The organism is Psychrobacter sp. 1Y10 (genome assembly GCF_052259005.1).
Taxonomy (GTDB): Bacteria; Pseudomonadota; Gammaproteobacteria; order Pseudomonadales; family Moraxellaceae; genus Psychrobacter; species Psychrobacter saeujeotis.
The window spans coordinates 36527-55392 of sequence record NZ_JBQQES010000008.1; the positions used below are offsets into that span (position 1 = coordinate 36527).

At 42.6% G+C, this 18866-nt stretch carries 20 protein-coding genes; 10 read left to right on the plus strand and 10 right to left on the minus strand.

Translation table 11 applies throughout. The annotated features are described in order from the left end of the window. The first annotated feature begins 223 nt into the window (after positions 1 to 223). On the plus strand, positions 224 to 475 hold the full coding sequence (locus ACTXGH_RS10710) for a hypothetical protein (RefSeq protein ID WP_299220979.1): 252 nt from the start codon (positions 224 to 226) through the stop codon (positions 473 to 475). A gap of 163 nt (positions 476 to 638) precedes the next feature. Here the strand turns inward: ACTXGH_RS10710 and ypfJ are convergent, their stop codons facing one another. Then, the gene (gene ypfJ / locus ACTXGH_RS10715) at positions 639 to 1526 is read right to left on the minus strand and encodes a KPN_02809 family neutral zinc metallopeptidase (RefSeq protein WP_439263126.1); all 888 of its coding nucleotides are present in this window, start codon (positions 1524 to 1526) and stop codon (positions 639 to 641) included. Between the two features lie 562 nt (positions 1527 to 2088). Here ypfJ and ACTXGH_RS10720 point away from each other — a divergent pair. Further along, entirely contained in the window at positions 2089 to 2454 is a 366-nt protein-coding gene (locus ACTXGH_RS10720; protein WP_439263125.1) for a hypothetical protein, read from the plus strand. A gap of 193 nt (positions 2455 to 2647) precedes the next feature. Here the strand turns inward: ACTXGH_RS10720 and ACTXGH_RS10725 are convergent, their stop codons facing one another. The 5 genes from ACTXGH_RS10725 to rpmI form a co-directional block, all read right to left on the minus strand. Then, on the minus strand, positions 2648 to 2947 hold the full coding sequence (locus tag ACTXGH_RS10725; RefSeq protein ID WP_299220987.1) for an integration host factor subunit alpha: 300 nt from the start codon (positions 2945 to 2947) through the stop codon (positions 2648 to 2650). 204 nt (positions 2948 to 3151) lie between these two features. Further along, positions 3152 to 5554 (minus strand): phenylalanine--tRNA ligase subunit beta, encoded by a 2403-nt coding sequence (gene pheT / locus ACTXGH_RS10730; RefSeq protein WP_439296505.1) that lies wholly within the window; start codon positions 5552 to 5554, stop codon positions 3152 to 3154. A 73-nt stretch (positions 5555 to 5627) separates the two neighbouring features. Continuing rightward, positions 5628 to 6683, minus strand: coding sequence for a phenylalanine--tRNA ligase subunit alpha (gene pheS, locus ACTXGH_RS10735; RefSeq protein WP_439263122.1), 1056 nt, complete (start codon positions 6681 to 6683; stop codon positions 5628 to 5630). Positions 6684 to 6950: 267 nt separating this feature from the next. Continuing rightward, positions 6951 to 7307: a 50S ribosomal protein L20 gene (rplT, locus tag ACTXGH_RS10740; RefSeq protein WP_299220996.1), complete on the minus strand. Its 357-nt coding sequence runs from the start codon at positions 7305 to 7307 to the stop codon at positions 6951 to 6953. A 113-nt stretch (positions 7308 to 7420) separates the two neighbouring features. Continuing rightward, a complete protein-coding gene (rpmI, locus tag ACTXGH_RS10745) occupies positions 7421 to 7618 on the minus strand; it encodes a 50S ribosomal protein L35 (RefSeq protein ID WP_058369592.1) in 198 nt (65 codons plus the stop codon). Positions 7619 to 8039: 421 nt separating this feature from the next. On the opposite strand from rpmI, the gene ACTXGH_RS10750 reads away from it, so the two are divergent. The 7 genes from ACTXGH_RS10750 (at position 8040) to ACTXGH_RS10780 (ending at position 14449) form a co-directional block, all read left to right on the plus strand. Further along, positions 8040 to 8486, plus strand: a complete 447-nt coding sequence (locus tag ACTXGH_RS10750) for an acyl-CoA thioesterase (RefSeq protein ID WP_299220998.1) — start codon at positions 8040 to 8042, stop codon at positions 8484 to 8486. An 85-nt stretch (positions 8487 to 8571) separates the two neighbouring features. Then, positions 8572 to 9411 (plus strand): phosphoribosyl-AMP cyclohydrolase, encoded by an 840-nt coding sequence (gene hisI / locus ACTXGH_RS10755; RefSeq protein WP_439296504.1) that lies wholly within the window; start codon positions 8572 to 8574, stop codon positions 9409 to 9411. A gap of 177 nt (positions 9412 to 9588) precedes the next feature. Then, positions 9589 to 9876, plus strand: a complete 288-nt coding sequence (gene tatA, locus ACTXGH_RS10760; protein ID WP_439296503.1) for a Sec-independent protein translocase subunit TatA — start codon at positions 9589 to 9591, stop codon at positions 9874 to 9876. Between the two features lie 59 nt (positions 9877 to 9935). Continuing rightward, positions 9936 to 10832, plus strand: coding sequence for a Sec-independent protein translocase protein TatB (tatB, locus tag ACTXGH_RS10765; protein WP_439296526.1), 897 nt, complete (start codon positions 9936 to 9938; stop codon positions 10830 to 10832). Continuing rightward, a complete protein-coding gene (tatC, locus tag ACTXGH_RS10770) occupies positions 10829 to 11689 on the plus strand; it encodes a twin-arginine translocase subunit TatC (protein ID WP_439296502.1) in 861 nt (286 codons plus the stop codon). Before tatB ends, tatC begins: the two co-directional genes overlap by 4 nt. Positions 11690 to 11967: 278 nt before the next feature. Continuing rightward, positions 11968 to 13464: a UvrD-helicase domain-containing protein gene (locus ACTXGH_RS10775; protein ID WP_299221011.1), complete on the plus strand. Its 1497-nt coding sequence runs from the start codon at positions 11968 to 11970 to the stop codon at positions 13462 to 13464. Beyond that, entirely contained in the window at positions 13454 to 14449 is a 996-nt protein-coding gene (locus tag ACTXGH_RS10780; protein WP_439296501.1) for a tRNA dihydrouridine synthase, read from the plus strand. The genes ACTXGH_RS10775 and ACTXGH_RS10780 overlap by 11 nt, the downstream gene beginning before the upstream one ends. Positions 14450 to 14539: 90 nt before the next feature. Here ACTXGH_RS10780 and ACTXGH_RS10785 read toward each other — a convergent pair whose 3' ends face one another. Continuing rightward, positions 14540 to 14965, minus strand: coding sequence for an MAPEG family protein (locus ACTXGH_RS10785; RefSeq protein WP_439296500.1), 426 nt, complete (start codon positions 14963 to 14965; stop codon positions 14540 to 14542). A gap of 14 nt (positions 14966 to 14979) precedes the next feature. Then, complete coding sequence (locus ACTXGH_RS10790; protein WP_439296499.1) at positions 14980 to 15393, minus strand: OsmC family protein; 414 nt, start codon at positions 15391 to 15393, stop codon at positions 14980 to 14982. Between the two features lie 432 nt (positions 15394 to 15825). Here ACTXGH_RS10790 and ACTXGH_RS10795 point away from each other — a divergent pair, with 432 nt between their 5' ends. Further along, positions 15826 to 16347, plus strand: a complete 522-nt coding sequence (locus ACTXGH_RS10795; protein ID WP_068038310.1) for an RNA pyrophosphohydrolase — start codon at positions 15826 to 15828, stop codon at positions 16345 to 16347. 78 nt (positions 16348 to 16425) lie between these two features. Here ACTXGH_RS10795 and ACTXGH_RS10800 read toward each other — a convergent pair whose 3' ends face one another. Together ACTXGH_RS10800 and ACTXGH_RS10805 are read right to left on the minus strand one after the other, a co-directional pair. After that, the gene (locus tag ACTXGH_RS10800) at positions 16426 to 17244 is read right to left on the minus strand and encodes an NRDE family protein (RefSeq protein ID WP_439296498.1); all 819 of its coding nucleotides are present in this window, start codon (positions 17242 to 17244) and stop codon (positions 16426 to 16428) included. A 79-nt stretch (positions 17245 to 17323) separates the two neighbouring features. Then, positions 17324 to 18859 (minus strand): DUF4139 domain-containing protein, encoded by a 1536-nt coding sequence (locus ACTXGH_RS10805; RefSeq protein ID WP_439296497.1) that lies wholly within the window; start codon positions 18857 to 18859, stop codon positions 17324 to 17326. Positions 18860 to 18866: the final 7 nt, after the last annotated feature.

Genomic DNA, 18866 nt, shown 5'->3' on the forward strand with positions numbered 1-18866 from the left:
GATAAAAAAGTCCAAAAGTGTTAGCTTAATAGTTTAATAAATACAAGAATTATAAGTAAAAGCACTACCAATGACACAGTGGGGCAACATAAATTACAAAGTGTTTGTAAAGCTTAGCCAATCTACTACGACTATATAAATATTATGAGTATATTATTAACTACAGTATAAATAAGCTTTACATAATATACTTTTTAATTTTGATTATTTAATAGGTGATAATATGAAATTTGCTAAATCTATCGCGATGACTGCTATTGCAAGTTCAGCTTTGATCATGACTGGTTGCAACTCAACTGGTGGATATGGTGGATATAATAGCGGTGTCAGTAATACCGCTAAAGGTGCAGCTGCAGGCGCTGCGGCTGGTGCACTTATTAGAAGTGGTGGTGATAGTAAAGATATCGCTCGTGGTGCACTTGGTGGTGCAGCTGTTGGTGGTGCTGGTGCGTATATCCTTGAAAACAGCAGATAATAAATAAGTCGTTATTTTCTCTATTCTATGTTTTGAATATTTTTTATTTAAAATGTATTTAATTTATAAGATATGAGTTAATTTTATAAAAGGCCTGCAATTGATATTGCAGGCCTTTTATTGTTTGTTGTCTATTATAAATAAGCTTTTACATTGTCATTAATTATAAAGCACCACTAAAGGTATCACATGATTGTACATTACCACTCTCCAAACCGCGCGTGAACCATTGCACACGTTGTTGACTGGTGCCATGAGTAAAGCTGTCTGGTGTCACTGCACGACCGCTTGCACGCGCAAGACGATCATCACCGATTTGACTTGCAGCGTTGATTGCTTCATCAATATCACCTGACTCCAAAAATTGTACACGCTGTTGGTTGCGCTGCGCCCAAACCCCTGCAAAGCAATCGGCCTGCAATTCTTGTAATACAGAAAGCTTGTTAGCCTGCGTGCGAGTCACCTGACGACTTGCTTCATTGACTTGCTGAGTGATACCAAGCAATGTCTGTACGTGATGACCTACTTCATGCGATATGACATAAGCCTGTGCAAAATCGCCAGCTCTACCTTGGTTTTCATCATCACCTGAGCCTTGCTGATCTCCAGAGATGCCAAGATTTTGGCGCATTTCTGCAAAAAATGATGTATCTAAATAGACAGTCTGGTCGCTTGGGCAGTAGAAAGGACCTGTAGCAGCAGTAGCACTACCACAAGCTGAGCTTACTTGACCATTAAAGAGGATAAGTGAAGGCTCTTGGTAAGTTTGACCACCTTCATTAAATACTTGATGCCAAACCTCTTCTGTGTCAGCCAGTACTACCTTAACAAACTGTGTATCACGATCGTCACTTGTGGCTGGTTCAGTTGAGGTACTGGTACCACCACCTGTTATCACTTGACCAGTCTGTAGAGCAGTCATTGGATTTACGCCAAAAACTAACCACAAGATACCAGCTATAATGATGCCGCCAATACCGCCACCGATCATTTTTCCACCGCCACTACTGGTACGAACGTTAGAGCTCCCTCGTCTGCCTCGCCATTTCATAATACATCCCCTAAATTTATGATAAATATTGTTATGATTACAACTATCACTATTGATAAGTCAAAAATTATACTTCTTTCAGAACCTATCTTTTAGATAATTAATATTATTACCTAATTATTAATATAGATTTTATTAAAAATATTCTTTCTTGATATGATTTTTTCACTGTTTGTCTGCCCATCTCTTGAATAATCGAACAACGAATAATATATGTAAAACCAGTCTGTTACATTCTTTTATCGCTAACAAAGAATTTTACGACTCCTTAACCTTAGTTACAAAATTTATCTATTAGTTGTTTATTATTCTATGTTTCAATTAATTATACGGAAAACACTTTTGTAAGTTGTATTAAAAATTATATCAAAGTGACATTGCCCAAGTTTCTTCACTATTTTATTGTTACTTAATTGTACATTCTCTTCTCATTTGAAAAGAAAACATATAGAATGCGTGAAAGCTGAGTAGCTGCACTTAGTATTAGTTGACTTTCGAAATAATTCGAACGTTCAACCTTTTGTTGTGGCTACTGCTCATTTTATTTTACGGAGATTATCTTATGAAACTTAAATTACTTGCTCTTGCTGGTATCATGACTGCTTCTATGGGCTTAACTGCTTGCGACAGCAGCACAGAAAACGCTGCTGAAGACTTATCTGATGCACAAGAAGAAGTTCAAGACGCACAAGAAGAGCTTAACGAAGCTGATGCTGAAGGCGAAGCTGTTCCTGCTGATGCCGAAGCTGCTGCTGCCGATGCCGAAGCTGACATTGCTGAAGCACAAGCTGCAACTGCTACTGACGAAATGGACGCTGAAGTTCCTGTAGACGGCGATACTACTAGCATGGACGTAGCTAGCGAAACTGATACTGCTGCTGTTGATGCTGCTGACGAAGTTGTAGTTGTTGAAGAGCCAGCTCAGTAATTTTTGCTACTCATATAATAGAATATACTAATAAAAAAAGAGAGCCGATGCTCTCTTTTTTTATGCATGATATTTATACTTTTCAATAATAAATTAATTAAAATTATAAATATTTAACCTTCAGTATGACCACATAAGAGTGACTATCCACTCTTTCACTCATCATCCTCAAACTCAGTCATTAAACTTAATATTATTGATCAAATAGATGCTGATCAACTTGTTGACGGAATTTTTGCCCAGTTTTAAACGTCACTACACGGCGCGCAGATACTGCAACAGGCTCTCCAGTTTTAGGGTTACGACCTGGACGGCTGTTTTTATCTTTAAGCTCAAAATTGCCAAAGCCTGAAAGCTTGACTTCTTTGCCTTCAATCAAACTATCTGACAACTCATCAAAAAAGTTCTCAACCAGACAGCGTCCTTCTTGTCTTGTCAAGTTAAGATGATTCATCAAATGCTCGATCATGTCAGATTTGGTTAAGGTACTCACAAGTACGACTCCTATGCTATGTCGAGATATCGGGTATCATGGTTTAGCGGTATGACTACTATATAAAGATAAATGACTCACTGATTACAATCATTAAATCACCGAGTCTTTAATTCAAGTGTAGGTATTATAAAGTATTTTTACTCTATTTTTAACAAATCTCGAAATAAATCTCTTTATTAATAGTCACTTAGCTAAATATAGTTAACTATCGCGTAATTGAGCACTATGTTGTTGAACTAATGATTCAATAACTTTATCCGTTGCTATTTTTACTACTTCATCAGATAGAGTCTGAATATTATCTTGCCATACTAAAGCAAAGGCTAACGAACGCTGACCTGCTGGCACTTTGTCCCCTTGATAAACATCAAACAACCATAGATTAGTCAGTAACGTACCTGCAGCTTTACGTATTGTCGACTCTAGCGTTTGCAAGCTGATGTCACTATCTACCAAAATAGCAATATCACGGCGCACTTGTGGAAATTTACTTGGGGTAGCGATAACTTGCTGCTCACGAGCCAAGTCTAACAATGGTGCAAGCGATAATTGTGCAACCCAAGTCATAGGCATGTCTAACTGTTTAGCAGTGCTAGGATGCAGCTGACCCAACCAGCCGATATAAATATCGTCGATATAGAGTTTGGCGCTTTGACCTGGGTGCAAAAAGGCCAGCGCGCTACGCTCATAGCGAACACGCGCAGGATCAATCTGAGCTGGTAACAGCTGTTCGATATCATGCTTGAGATCATAAAAGTCTAAGGCGCGGTTTTGGTAGGCTTGTTCATCCCAGATATCACCGACTGCTACCAAAGCGATACTTGGCGTCTGCACCAAGTCATTGATGCTTTGCCCAACAAAGCTAAGACCTGTCTCAAAAAAACGTACACGCGGCTGCTGACGGTTTAGGTTATATTGTACACAAGGCAACAAGCTTGAGAGCAACGTACGGCGCATCACTGCCAAATCACTAGAGATGGGATTGGCCAGTGCTAATACCTCCCCTAACGCCTCATCATCAAGTAGCGTCTCAAGCTTAGCATCGCTAAAGCTAAAGCTAATTGCTTCCATATAGCCATTATCGACTAATGCTAGCTTCATCTCATGCGTCAAATCGGCAGTATCATCATAATCCATACTGACTTGCAAATGAGGTAGGACACTTGGAATATTATCATAGCCATAGATACGCGCGATCTCTTCGATGAGGTCCTCTTTAATGCTCATATCGAAGCGATACGATGGCGGCGTACAAACAAGTGCGTCTGCTTGCTGCTCTACCCAAAACCCTAACTGAGTTAAGATACGTACCATTACCGCAGGTTCAATGTCGATACCGATGACATCAAAAATCTTTGTCAGCGGTAGCGTAATAGGTGCACGGGCTGGCAAGTGCTCGCTACTTTCTGTTTTTATAACTTGACCGGCCTGCGAGCCTGTGACACTGGTAAGCAAGTCACAAGCACGGGCCAATGCCAACTCTGGCAGCGCAAAGTCTACACCGCGCTCAAAACGCTGTGAGGCATCGGTATGTAAGCCAAAACGGCGCGCACGAGCAGCGATGGCGAGTGGATTAAAAAACGCACTCTCTAATACGATATTGGTTGTGCTGTCGGTCACACTACTACGCTTACCGCCCATAATCCCAGCAAGAGCCAGCACGCCTTCATTATCAGCAATGACTAACTCATCGCCCGTTAAGGTAATGGTTTGCTCGTTAAGCAATATCAGCGTTTCTTTAGGCTGTGCCAAACGCACTACAATATCACCTTTGATGGTATCGGCATCAAATGCATGTAACGGCTGGCCAAGCTCCATCAACACATAGTTGGTGACGTCCACCAAAAAGTTATGCGAACGTAAGCCTGACTGAATCAAGGCATCCTGCATCCACTTTGGCGTATCGATACTGCGATCGATATTGCTAATCGCCTGCAATAAATAACGCGGGCAAGCCTCTACTGCTTCTACACTTGCCGCAACGTTTGCGCCATCATCAGTTACAGCGTTGGTCGCAATCTCTGGCTGCTGCATCGGCAAGTCGTTGATGACTGATATCTCACGAGCAATGCCGCGTACGCTAAAGCAATCGCCACGGTTTGGCGTGATAGAGATATCTAGTATTTGATTGTCTAAACCTAGATAGTCGCGGATATCAGTGCCGATTGGTGCATCAGCTGGCAGTTCAAGCAAACCATCGATGCTATCAGTCAAATCAATCTCGGAGGCACCGCAAAGCATGCCGTTTGAGGCAACACCGCGAAGGTTGCCGTTTTTAATTTTAAAGCCTTTTGAGTCATCACTAGGTAACACAGCACCAACGGTTGCCACGGGCGCTTTCATACCGACTGTGACATTGGGCGCACCGCAGACGATTTGTAACGGTTCAGCTTCACCGATATTGACCTGTGTGACGCGTAGTTTGTCGGCATCAGGATGTTGCTCGACACTGATGACTTCACCAACCACCACACCACTAAAGGCGCGCGCAACTGCAAAACGATCATCAATCTCAAGCCCTGCCATGGTCAACTGTTCAGCCAATTGCTCACTGGTATTGTTGGGGTTCACCCATTGACGTAGCCACTGTTCGCTAATTTTCATAAATATCTCGGATCAAAATTTCATAGTAAAGATTTTAGAATAAAGGTAGGCGTATTTTTATTACAATCCAAATCTAGCCAAACTGTTTTAAGAAGCGTACGTCGTTTTGGAAAAATAGGCGCAAATCATCGATACCGTAATACAACATCGCAAAGCGCTCAATACCCATGCCAAAAGCAAAGCCCGTGTATTTATCGCTATCAATACCGCAGTTGGTCAGCACTTGTGGATGCACCATGCCGCAGCCCATGACCTCAAGCCATTTGCCATTATCATCAAGGATATCTACTTCAGCAGAAGGCTCAGTAAATGGGAAGAATGACGGACGAAAACGAACGGTCAACTCTTTGGCAAAGAACGCTTCTAAGAACTCACTAATCAAGCCTTTTAGCTCAGCGAAGGTGCTTGACTCGGTAACCATAAGCCCTTCTAACTGATGAAACATCGGCGAATGGGTTTGGTCCGAGTCATTACGATACACGCGACCTGGACAAATGATACGAATCGGTGGCGCACTTTTTTCCATGGTACGAATTTGCACGGGACTGGTATGTGTACGTAATAGATAGTGCGCATCAAAGTAGAACGTATCATGCATCGCACGTGCAGGGTGATGTGATGGAATATTGAGCGCTTCAAAATTATAGTAGTCGCTCTCAACTTCAGGTCCGGTCGCCACGTTAAAACCTGCTTGCACAAAATACTGTTGCATGCGCTGAGTAATCATCGTCACTGGATGTAGATGGCCTTTTTGACCACCACGTGCTGGCAAGGTAATATCGATACTTTCACTTGCAAGTTTAGCGTTAAGCGCCGCCACCTCTAACTGCTGCTGCTGATCCGTCAATGCTTGCCCGATACGGCTACGCACGCTGTGTAACCAGGCGCCATAGGTTTTTTTGTCATCGGGGCCAAGCTTACCCATCTGCTTTGACCAACCTGTCAGCGCGCTTTTTTTGCCCGTTAGCTGAACACGTAAGTCTTGTAAGGTACGCGCATCGGTTACTTGTAGAATTAAGGCTTCAGCAGCACTGGTAAACTCATGTAGCTGAGTCTCATTTAGCTCGCTAAGCTCTGAGGACAAGGTCGGTAGCGCCGACAAATCGTTGGTGGCAGCAGGGGTAGTCATAAGACGTATTATTCCTGATTTAAACGGATTATTGATGGTATGTAATTGTAGGGGTTTGACCAAATATTGCAAATCATTTACCTAGTATTTTCAATACCAAGGCTCGTTATATAAATGGCTTGAATATGTAGACAGTTAAAATAGTTAATATAAAAAAAGCCACCGACCAGCGGTAGCTTTTATTAATATCGTACTATTAATTGATATTAGTCCTATCCATATAGATATTTGCTTAAAAAAGCGTCAAACCTAAAGGATGACTAATACTTAGGCCAATTCCGCTTTTGCTTTTTCAACCAAGGCTGTGAAAGCGACTGCATCATGCATAGCGATGTCAGCAAGTACGCGACGATCGATTGCGATGTTTGCTTTTTTCAAGCCATTGATAAGACGGCTATAGCTCAAACCGTTTAAGCGTGCACCAGCATTGATACGTGCAATCCAAAGACGACGGAAAGTACGTTTTTTGTTGCGACGGTCACGATAAGCGTATTGACCAGCTTTGGTCACTGCTTGTACCGCTACGCGATAAACACGTGAACGGGCACCGTAGTAGCCTTTAGCACGCTTTAAGATTTTTTTGTGACGGCGATTTGCCTGTACACCACGTTTTACACGGGCCATAAATTACTCCAAGATTTTAATCATTATTAAACGAATCACGATGTCTATAAATGATAGACATCGCTGTCAAATTGCAAAGTCAAATATTTAATAAAACAGATGACAATAGGCTATTAGATGTATGGGCACATACGACGAACTGCTGCTTCGTCAGACTTGTCCACCATCTTTAGACCACGCAGTTGGCGAATACGCTTAGCTGATTTCTTGGTCAAGATATGGCTTTTGAAGGCTTGCTTACGCTTAAAGCCGTTCGCTGTTCTTTTGAAGCGTTTAGCGGCACCGCTTCTGGTTTTCATCTTAACTTTCATGATGAGTTGCCTCTTTGTCTTTAATAGAACCTGGTCGTCAAATAGTCGGTTATATATAGTGGTTTCAAAAACAACCACTAAACCTTTATTTGCCTCGAGGTGGGAGGCGCTATTTTAGCAGAAGTGTCACGATTTTGCCAAATAAAGTTTTAACAGCATGATTCAACCTATCGTTTGCAAAGGTTACCTCTTTATAGATCCATCAGCTTTGCAACAATAAGTAACGTTATAAGACCAGCATAAGATGTCAAGCATCGCTTTGGTGAAAAGGCCTTTAAATGTTCAATCTTGCTCATAATTAAAGCAGTTAGTAAAATAATACTACCGCTTATTCCTAAATTGATTGAATGTCTGCTTAAGCTATGTTTTATTGATGACAATGGCGTCTCAGACGTTATGAAAACTTATGTAGGAGATAACGTTGATAGACCGTGAGTTAGAGTTTGATGATAGAGTATTCGTCTTTGAGACAGTTATGCGTGTCCGTAACACAGAGATTGATGTTGGGCAGCATCTAACGTTAGAATCACTCATCGCATTATTGGCCGAGGCAAGGGCGAGGTTTTTGTACTCTAAAGGTATCAAAGAGATCAATGCAGAATGCCAAGGTTTGATTGTTAGCAATTTACAGCTGAACGTTATTAGTCGTGTACGCGCTCGTGAAGAGCTACTATTTGAAGTCGGTATAGAGCACATATCTGATAAGGATGGCGAGATGGCTATCAAAGTGACACGTATGTATGATGGCTCACTAGTAGCAAAAGCCCGCAAATCTTTTGTTCAGTATGATTATCGCTCCAATAGAAGTATAGTTTTTAATAATGATATTAAAGAGGCACTAAACCAACAAGCATCATTTGAGCTATAATGGCGTCGATTACGTGAGCCTTATAACCCTTATGCTTGCCATTTCTCTATCAACCTAAACGTCTATAACTATAAGAAGATAGATTATGACCACACCTAACTGGCTAACCTCTATAAAATTCAATACTGATGGCCTGATTCCTGCAATCGCTCAAGATTATGAGACAGGACGCATCCTAATGATGGCGTGGATGAACGCTGAGTCCTTACAGCTGACGGCAAAAACGCAAACTGCAGTCTATTTTTCGCGCTCGCGTAATCAGCTGTGGCATAAAGGTGAAACGTCAGGGCACACTCAGCAGGTACACGATATTCGCTTGGACTGTGATGCCGATGTCATCGTGTTAAGCGTCACTCAAATCGGTGGTATCGCTTGTCATACTGGACGTGAGTCTTGTTTTTATCAGCGTTTAGACATGACAGGTGCAGAGCCCGTCTGGCAAACAGTCGATGCTGTATTAAAGGATCCTGCTGATATTTATCAGTCAAATAAAAATACTAATAGCAATGTAAAAAGCACTGCTCATAAAAATACTGTTTCTAATATGAATGGTTTATCAAGCCAAGAGACTCAGACTGCAATATTGCGCCAGCTTGATCGTGTGTTAGCTGAACGTAAACAAGCATCTGCAGACAGCTCTTATGTAGCAAGTTTATATGCTCGCGGACTTAACAAGATACTAGAAAAAGTGGGTGAAGAGACGACTGAGAGTATCATTGCTGCCAAGGACTTCGCTAATTGTGATCAGCTTACAGATGAGACACAGTACAACGCTGCGCGACATGAGCTTATTTATGAAGTGGCTGATGTGTGGTTTCATACATTAGTAGGACTGGCGTGGTTCGATATCGAATCTGATGCTGTATTGAACGAGCTGGGACGACGTTTTGGACTTTCGGGTATTGATGAGAAAGCAGCAAGATAGCTTTAATTGAAATAAGCTTGTGTAATTATTGTTGTTTTCAACTTTTTATTGTCAGTGCGCGTTATAATGTATCTTTAATAACTTGCTTCTTATTTGGCAATAACAGTTTATTGTGCAAGTAATAAATGTAAGACAATACAAGATATATTGGTCTCATTAAGATATAAGGATACCGTTATGGGCAGTTTTTCCATCACCCATTGGCTAATTTTGTTGGTTGTAGTGGTTGTCGTATTTGGCACCTCCAAGCTTAGAAACGCTGGTAAAGATCTGGGCGGCGCAGTAAAGGGCTTTAAAGAAGCTGTCAAGGACGAAGAGACAGAACAGGCGCGTAAACGCCGTGTACTCGATCACGATGCCAGCTCAAATACTCAATCGACTACTTCAGCAAATTCACAGACTGGTACTAAGGTTGATGATGTAGAAATCAGCCCTACCACCTCTAATGATGAACATAAAGTATAAGAGATGTTATTTATAAATAACGTCACTGAATAGTATATTTATGACTATATTTGACAATTATGTTTGATATTGGATTTTCTGAACTACTCTTGTTTGGTGTCATTGCCTTAATCGTGCTTGGCCCTGAAAAGTTACCTCAGGCTGCACGTACTGCTGGACAATGGTACGCTAAGCTGCGCCGTACAGTCTCAACCCTGCAGTCTGAAATTGAAGCTGAGCTTGACTTGGCTGAGACACGCAAACAAATGCAGGATGAACTTGCTAAAATCCGCCAAACTGAAGCGGACATGAAGCGCGAAATGGCAGAATTGCGTGGTAGTATGCAAGATTTTGAATATTCGCAGCACCAAAGCATGGATGCTATCAATAATCCAAATAGCTACAACTCAAATGATGAGTCCTTCGAAGACGACTATGATGAACATATGATGCATATGTCGGAGGAAGGCTTGTTCTCAGACTCAGACATGCCAGCTGAATTTGCTTATGACTATGAGCAAGATCGTTTGTCAAACTACTCATCTGATGTGTCTTCATCTGATCCATACAAAGTTACAGAGTCGGTTGATGGAAGCTTTGATCAGACTGCTAACAACACTAAAGACTCCTTAGACGCTTCTAGCAATACACCGCCGCGCTTTATTACCAAACCATGGGAAAAGATGTGGTTTCGTCTTAGTGATTATGATCAGTCACGTCGCCTACCTGCACCGCCCTATCTACCGAACTATGAAGCAGACCATCTGTTGCATGACGACTTTTCACATTCGAGTTTTTCACATCATGATTTAGATGAAAAAATGCCACCTATTGATGAGTATTGGGAGTCTGAATTTGATGAGGATGAATTTGAGCAATCAGAAAGGCATGCGTCACAAAACTCTTCTGCCTATAATACAGATCAAGACGGTTCAACTACTCCCCTCTCGTTATCAAAACGCGAGGCACCCAAATGAGTTTGTTTAAACGACAAAAGAGTCGCAAAGAGAAAATAGCGGCAATTGAAGACAGCTCATTAGATCAGCCAAATGAATCGCTCGATGACAATCCTGATGATATAGTGAGCAAGCTTGTCGATATGCCCATCACAGAGCATTTGATAGAGCTGCGTCGCCATTTAATCAAAATCTGCGTGGCGATATTAGTTATATTTTTGGCATTGGTTGGGTTTTCACGCGAGCTATATAACTTTCTATCAGATCCATTGGTCGCGCAGCTACCAGTTAATTCGACCATGATTGCGACAGATATCACTTCCAACTTTATGGCGCCGATACGCCTAACTGTGTTCGTTGCCGCCTTCGTAGCGATGCCTTATATTCTTTATCAAATTTGGTCGTTTGTCGCTCCAGGTTTGTATAAAAAAGAGAAAAGAATCGCTATACCAGTGCTGACATCGTCTATCTTTTTATTTTATGCTGGTGTCGCCTTCTCTTACTTCATTGTGCTTAAAGGTGTTTTAAAGTTCTTTATCGTGTTTGCGCCGCAAAACGTATTACCGATGACTGATATCGACAGTTATTTGAGTTTTGCGCTCAAACTATTCATGGTATTTGGCTTAACGTTTGAGATTCCTGTAGTCACCTTGCTATTGATATTGGTTGGCATTGTCTCCATTCAGGGTTTAGAAGATAAGCGCCGCTATATCATCGTTGGTTGCTTTGCCATTGCAGCAGTGGTAACACCGCCGGATGGGGTGTCTATGCTGATGTTAGCAATCCCCATGTGGTTGCTGTTTGAGCTTGGTTTATTGTTGGCCAAAATATTGATTAAAGAAGACAAAAACGCGGCCCTAACATCTGATAATGACTAGCTTGGCAGTGTTATTTTTAAAGGCGTACCGTTTAAAACATATGTCTTTAGATTCGATAATATACGTCTTTAAACACGACAGTTAGCAAACTGAGTAAATCTGGCAGCGTGTCTGACTTAAATTAAACCGACACTACCTCAGTTATCCATTTTCCCTTCATACGTAGCTCTTTTCATTTGTTATGATCACTAAATTGCCAGCCAGCCATTGGTAATATCCAGTGGTTTTTTTTACCCCAGTTGTTCTTAATCATTTTTTGCATTTTAGGTAGCCTTTTTATGTCCGCATCTATGCCAGCTTATATGAGCGATCCCACTGATGAGCAGCTCAGCGCGCTTAATATGGCGATGGATCACAAGTCATTTAAAGTAGTCGCCTATGCAGGTGCTGGTAAAACCACCACGTTAAAGCTTATCGGTGAGCGCCTGCGGGGACGCGGCTTATACCTAGCATTCAATAAAGCCATTGCCAATGATGCACGGCAAAAATTCCCAGGTCATGTGGACTGCCGCACCTTTCATTCGCTTGCTTATCGGCATGTTGCTCGTGATATAACAGCCAAGCTATCTTTACCGCGCTTTTCACCCAAACGCCTCGGTGACGATTTGGGTTTGCAGCCAGTACAGGTACGGCGCCAAATGGATGGGATTAATAAATATATTACACTAACGCCCGCCAGATTAGCGCGTTTCGTGAGTGACGCGATCAGCAATTTTTGTAGTACTCATGCAAGCTACCCGGCGCCAAGACATATTTTATTTCCAAGCTGGCTCGATGAGTCTGACGCCGAACAGCTGCGTGAGATGCTCTACCCTGCTGTCGAACAACGCTGGTTACAGTCTATCGATGCGCGCCATCCTGCCGGTATCGGTCATGATATCTATCTAAAATTATGGGCGTTGTCTAAGCCAAGCATACCTGCTGACTTCATTTTATTCGATGAAGCGCAAGATGCCGACCCATTGATGATGGGCATTTTGACTCAGCAATCAAAGCAAGTCATTTATGTTGGTGACGCCCATCAGCAGATTTATGAGTGGCGCGGTGCAGTCAATGCGATGAAAAAGCTACCATTACCGCAAACGTTGTTGACCCAATCCTTTCGCTTTGGTGAACCGATTGCAGAAGTGGCCAATACCTTATTAAAGGCACTACAAGAAGATGTGCCTCTCAAGGGCAACCCAGACAAACACTCATCTACTGAAAAAGGCATGGTACACAGTAAAAAAGATGCCATCCTTTGCCGGACCAACGCCGCCGCTATGGCGCAACTACTAACTGGGCTTAAACTCGGACATCGCGTTGCGCTACAGGCTGATACTGACCGTATGCTCAAGTTCTGCCAAGCTGCCGAAAATCTAAAAAACGGTAAATCAGCTTATGGTGTCCCTGAACTGGCTTATTTTTATCATTGGGGCGACGTGCAAGAGTACTCTGAAACCAACGAAGGTAGCGATCTTAAAACTTTGGTGAAACTGGTCGATGATCACGGCACCAATGTTTTAAGTCAAGCAGTCAATAGCTTGACCAGTATTGAAAATGCTGATTATGTGATCTCAACCGCGCACAAAGCGAAGGGACTTGAGTGGTCGCGCGTTCAGCTCGATGATGACTTTTATTATGATGTCACAACCAATGGCGTGAAAATTAATCCTGAAGAATTGCGTTTACTTTACGTCGCTTGTACGCGCGCGCAGGCCAACTTAGATGTACATAATATTCAAGATTTAATATCAGGATTACAGACTGGCAAAAAAGTAATTTATGGAAATTAAGCAGCAATTTTTTAAACAACCCGTCCGCCTCCTTGCGCCTATGGAAGGGCTGACCGATCCGTTAATGCGGCAAATCTTAACTCAAATTGCGTCAGATTTGGGTCGTCCTTATGATTGGTCAGTCAGTGAGTTTATTCGCATCACCCAGCATCTCTTGCCAGCGCACGTGTTTTATAAATATGTCCCAGAATTGCATCATAATGCCAAGACCGCCTCGGGTACCCCTATCCATGTACAACTATTAGGTAGTGAAGCACAGCTGATGGCTGAGAATGCAGCGTTTGCCTGCACGCTTGGCGCACCTGCTATCGATATCAACTTTGGTTGTCCTGCCAAGACGGTCAACAATCACCGAGGCGGCTCTGTGCTATTGGATGAGCCAGAAGTCATGTATGAGATTATCAGTGCGGTACGGCGGGCAGTGCCTACTCACATTCCAGTCTCTGCCAAGATTCGATTGGGCTATACTGATACCAGTCGTATGGATGATATTCGCGGGGCGATTAGCGATAGCGGTGCAGACTGGCTTACTATTCACGCGCGTACCAAAACTCAAGGTTATAAGCCACCTGCTTATTGGGACAAGATTAAAGCATTTAATAAACTTAGTATTCCAGTCATTGCCAATGGCGAGATTTGGAACGTGGAACAATCGCAACGCTGTATGGTGCAGTCAGGGACAACACATCTTATGTTAGGACGCGGCGCTGTTACTCGTCCAGATCTGATTGCACAGATTGATCATGGCCATCAGCAGAATCTAGAAAGTAGCACAACCTTATTGTGGGAAGATTTAATTACGAATCAGATTCAGTTTTTGAAAGGTCAAGCCAAAAACGACCTTGTATTAGTTGGCCGTTATAAGCAGTGGCTTGGTATGCTCACTAAAGGCTATAGTGAAGCACAGACACTGTGGGAAAAGGTCAAACGAGAAAAAAGTAAAGCTGCTATTATAGCTGCGTTACAGTCGAGTACGCAGTCATAATTAGCCATTTATCTGTTCAATAACTGTATAACTTTTTACAAAGATAAAACAGCTTAGATAACTGCATAGCTAATAGAAATTGGCTAAAAATTAAATGCTAATTCGGATTGCAAGATAAAATAACATCAAACAGCATATTATTGACAATACCCAAAGCACTGAACGAAACATTGATAAATTGGCAACATAAGCCATGCCATAACCAATACGAATCAGCACGTAAAGCCATGCTAAGGTATTGATAATCGATTGCGGCACAAAGAATAACATCGCAACCAAGACTGCTGCCAAAAAGACAGGTAAGGTCTCATAGCTGTTTTGCTGGGCTGCATTGGCACGTGCTGCTGCTCCTGTCGTACGTTGCAAAAAATCACGTGGATGTGCATTGTCAGCCAATTTAAAGCCACCAACAGCTTTTGCTATCAGCGCCATGGCTAGTGGAAGCAAACTTGCAACCACCATTGCCCAAATTGCAGCGGCAGCGGTATCAGGTATTAACCCAAATAATGCACTCATAATTGTCTCTACCTTTACCCTGCAATGACTTCAAAATCATGAGTAACATTTACCCCGCCCTGTACCAACATTCGACTGGCAGAGCAGTACTTCTCTGCTGACAATTGAATGGCCTTTTCAACTTGCTTATCTTTGATATCTTGACCCGTGACCACAAAATGCATATGAATGTCAGTATATACTGCTGGTACAGTCTCAGCACGTTGTGCCGTCAACTCACAGCGCACGTCCGTCACGTCTTGGCGAGACTTTTGCAAAATTGCAACAACGTCATAACTGGCACAACCTCCTAACCCTAATAGTATCAACTCCATTGGGCTGGCACCTTTTTCTTTATCGGCATCAATTTGGACGTTATGCCCCGATGGCGACACACCCATAAATGCTTTGTTTTCTTGCCAGGTAACGCTCGCTTTTGACTCTGTCATTGTTTGCTATCCTTTCATAAACTTTGGTTAAAACGCTTAGATATTTTTATATTTGAGAATACTAACAGTACAAGGTTAGTTTAGCATAGGATAAAACAAGGTTTTATAGACGATCTGTCATATAACTTAAGTCATTTTATTACTTTAACGATATCACTAAATCTTACTGTACTTTTCCTCTTGGCTCATGAAAGTGAAGGTTTTATAAAACCTATAAAACCCTTTGCATAAGTGACTGATTTTTAACGTTTAAATTCACGAAACATTTTATAGCAAAATACTGTTACACATTTGGTCTATTTCTTGGTTTAATGATGGTAATAAAGCTTGTTTTACTAGTATGAATATACCGTTCACCTAACAATAATTATGATTGCTGTATTTTTATGCTATTGAGATAAGCTATTTTTAAACAACTTTAAGGGTTTGTTCATGATAGATGCAGACGGCTTTCGCGCCAATGTCGGTATCATCTTGGCAAATACACAGGGGCAAGTACTGTGGGCGAAACGTATTGGTCACAACGCTTGGCAGTTCCCTCAAGGCGGTATCGACCGCGGGGAGACGCCGATGGATGCAATGTATCGGGAGCTCTGGGAAGAGGTCGGATTATATCCTCGTCACGTAGATTTATTGGCAGTAACGCAAGATTGGTTACGTTACCGTCTGCCAAAGCGCTACGTGCGCCATGGGCAATATCCACTGTGTATTGGGCAAAAACAAAAATGGTTTTTGCTGCGCTTAGATGAGCCGAACGCGCAACACATCCGCTTTGATGCGGGTAAACCTGAATTTGATCACTGGCAGTGGGTCAGTTACTGGTATCCACTAGGACAAGTGATTCATTTTAAACGCGGGGTATACCGCCGTGCTTTGCAAGAGCTGGCACGCGAATTACCTCTTAGACAAGAGTTAATTATTCCTGAACAGGACAACCATTTGTTGATGGAATAATTAGACAATTTAATGCAAAGCGCATTACGGATGCTCACATTGATATCTAGAAACTTTAGATATGAATGTGAGCATTTTTTATTGCAGATTTGAATGATAATCAAATTCGCGACTAATAATATTCGCAGTAACTTTTGTATTTTTGGCATCATTACGTAGCGTCAAAATACTTTGCGTGCGAGTCCCATAAGTTGGTACATTTTTTTCTGTATCATCAAAAGCAACAGGCTTGATATAAACAGAAGACAGCATCTGCTCAATCTCTGCAGCCATACCAGTATTTGGTAGCTTATCTGCTGGCGCTGGAGTATTGTCTGACAACACACTGAGAGCAGCATCTCGCCAGTACTCAAACGAGTTATCTTCTGCAATTAGCGGCAGTACTTCTTGACGTAGCCGACCACGCAAGCGCTCAGTCTTAAACCAGCTATCTTCTGGCTGACCATTAGAAAGAACATGCAAGCCTGCATACAAGGGTGTTGGTGCATGGCCGCGATTATTAACAATGACGGCCTGCGCTGCATCACCAATAATGAGGTTAAAACCCGCGTAGTCTTGCAAGCTGATTTGCCGTGCAAAATCCATTGGACTTATATTGCTGGTCAAAAAATCTGTGACGAGTGCACCACGTGAGCGTTCATCCAAGCTTCCCTGCACACCATCGCGAAAATTCAGTACGGCGGCCCAGCGTCCGTTTTGCTCATAAAAACCGGTATGCTGCTCTTGATGAATACCCAGCCAAGTACCACCACTTTGGCTATCCCGTCCAGCATAGATAGGTTTATCAGACCACTGATGCAGCGGCTCAGTTGGACGCTGCAAAAACTCATCGCGATTAGACAGTAGTACTAATGGCAACTCATCAAATAGTTGCCAAGCGATGGCCACGATGCACATAAAATTCCTTTATATTTTAAAAATTATAGTTGTTAAGAGCCTGTCATTTAGCGCGACTGTTATTTTATATTTTTAATAATTAATTAGTGTTTAGCTTCTTATCGGCAGGGTAGCTAATTTGATAAGTAGACTGTACCACTCGCGATTGCCTACTTGGCAAATCAAATTCCCAAGCGACCATGCCCTTATTGTCATTCCAATCCTGCTCAGTAACTGCTGGTGTATGGGTCGCTGTAACGTTGATATCCTCATCGCGGCTGATAGGCTCAGCGCTTAAAACTTGCAAATGCACGCTGCGATTGTGCTGATTGGTAAATTGATAGGCCTGTTTAGTCGTCAAGGTTTGCAAACGATTGAACACCCCTTTATCGCCTTGTTTGTCTTCATCGGTCAGCTGCTTTACTAACACGTTAGGATCAATCCCAAAACCAATGCCCTGCTCTTTTAGCGATTGATAGCTATAGCGCGACTGTCCGACATAGTTATCATCGCGATATAACTGTAATGAGCCATCGATCCAAGCTGGGGTCAAAAAAGGCGCTGATGCGTACCAATAGGCGGCTTGCTCGACACTTGGTGTACTGCGTAGCCACAGCTTACTGTTACCAGATTGCTCATCAATGACCGTCCGTACCCGTCTACCATCACTTGGGATGCTGACGCGCTGCGGCAAACGATACTCAGTAATACCATTTTTGTTTTGGCTACTAACAGTAAAACTTGGCAGCGGTGCCATGTTCGCAGCAGACTCGGCGCCGCCATAGTTATCGCTTGCAGAAACAACCACAGGGACAGCTTCCATAGCAGCTGGCGCATACCTAGCGCGTTTAGCTTGCAGCGCTTCATATAAAGATAAACGCTGTACTTTTGGCAGCTGACTAGTAGTATTTTGATTGGGATTAGCAGTGCTCAAAGTAACGGGTATATTTGACCAGTTCTCTCCCGTTTGTTGGGCGATGACGGCAGAAGCTGTGATGCTAAGCTCTTTACTCTCAGTATTTAAGCGTGCCTGATAGGTTGGCTCCCAACCTGCGCCGCGTACTTGATAATGCAGTTTCACTGAGCTTGGGGAACGGCTAGCCGTACGCACACTCACTTGCGTCACTCTATTACGTGTTGAGGTCGCACTACCTACCATCATCTGATTAAGGGCATCTTGCGCGCGAGCTTGGCGCTGCCGAATATCCAGGATTCTTTTATTAATGCTTGCCGCTTGCGTTTCTAAATCACGCGCATTGTTCGCCAATGTACCATCCGTACTTATTTGCGTGACTTTGGTCAAATTTTGCAAGTATGCTTTGGCTAAGCGTGCCGCTTCTAACTCTGCAGTAATATCAGCCAAGTTATTCTGCTGCGTTTGTACTTTTGCATCACCTTGGTACTGACATTGCGCGGCTTGCTCACCGCTCAAGGTTTCAATACTGACTTCGCCGACATTTACAGTGCCAAGTGCCTGCACGCTGACACTATCTTGATCAATAGACGGCGATAAACATGAAAATATCAGCGTCTGCTCGCCGGTACCATTTATTGGTAATGCACGGGTCACACTTGCTAAGCCTTGATAAATGGTCACTTGTTCAACGCTACTCATGGCAGCTTGGACAGAAGACACACTTAAA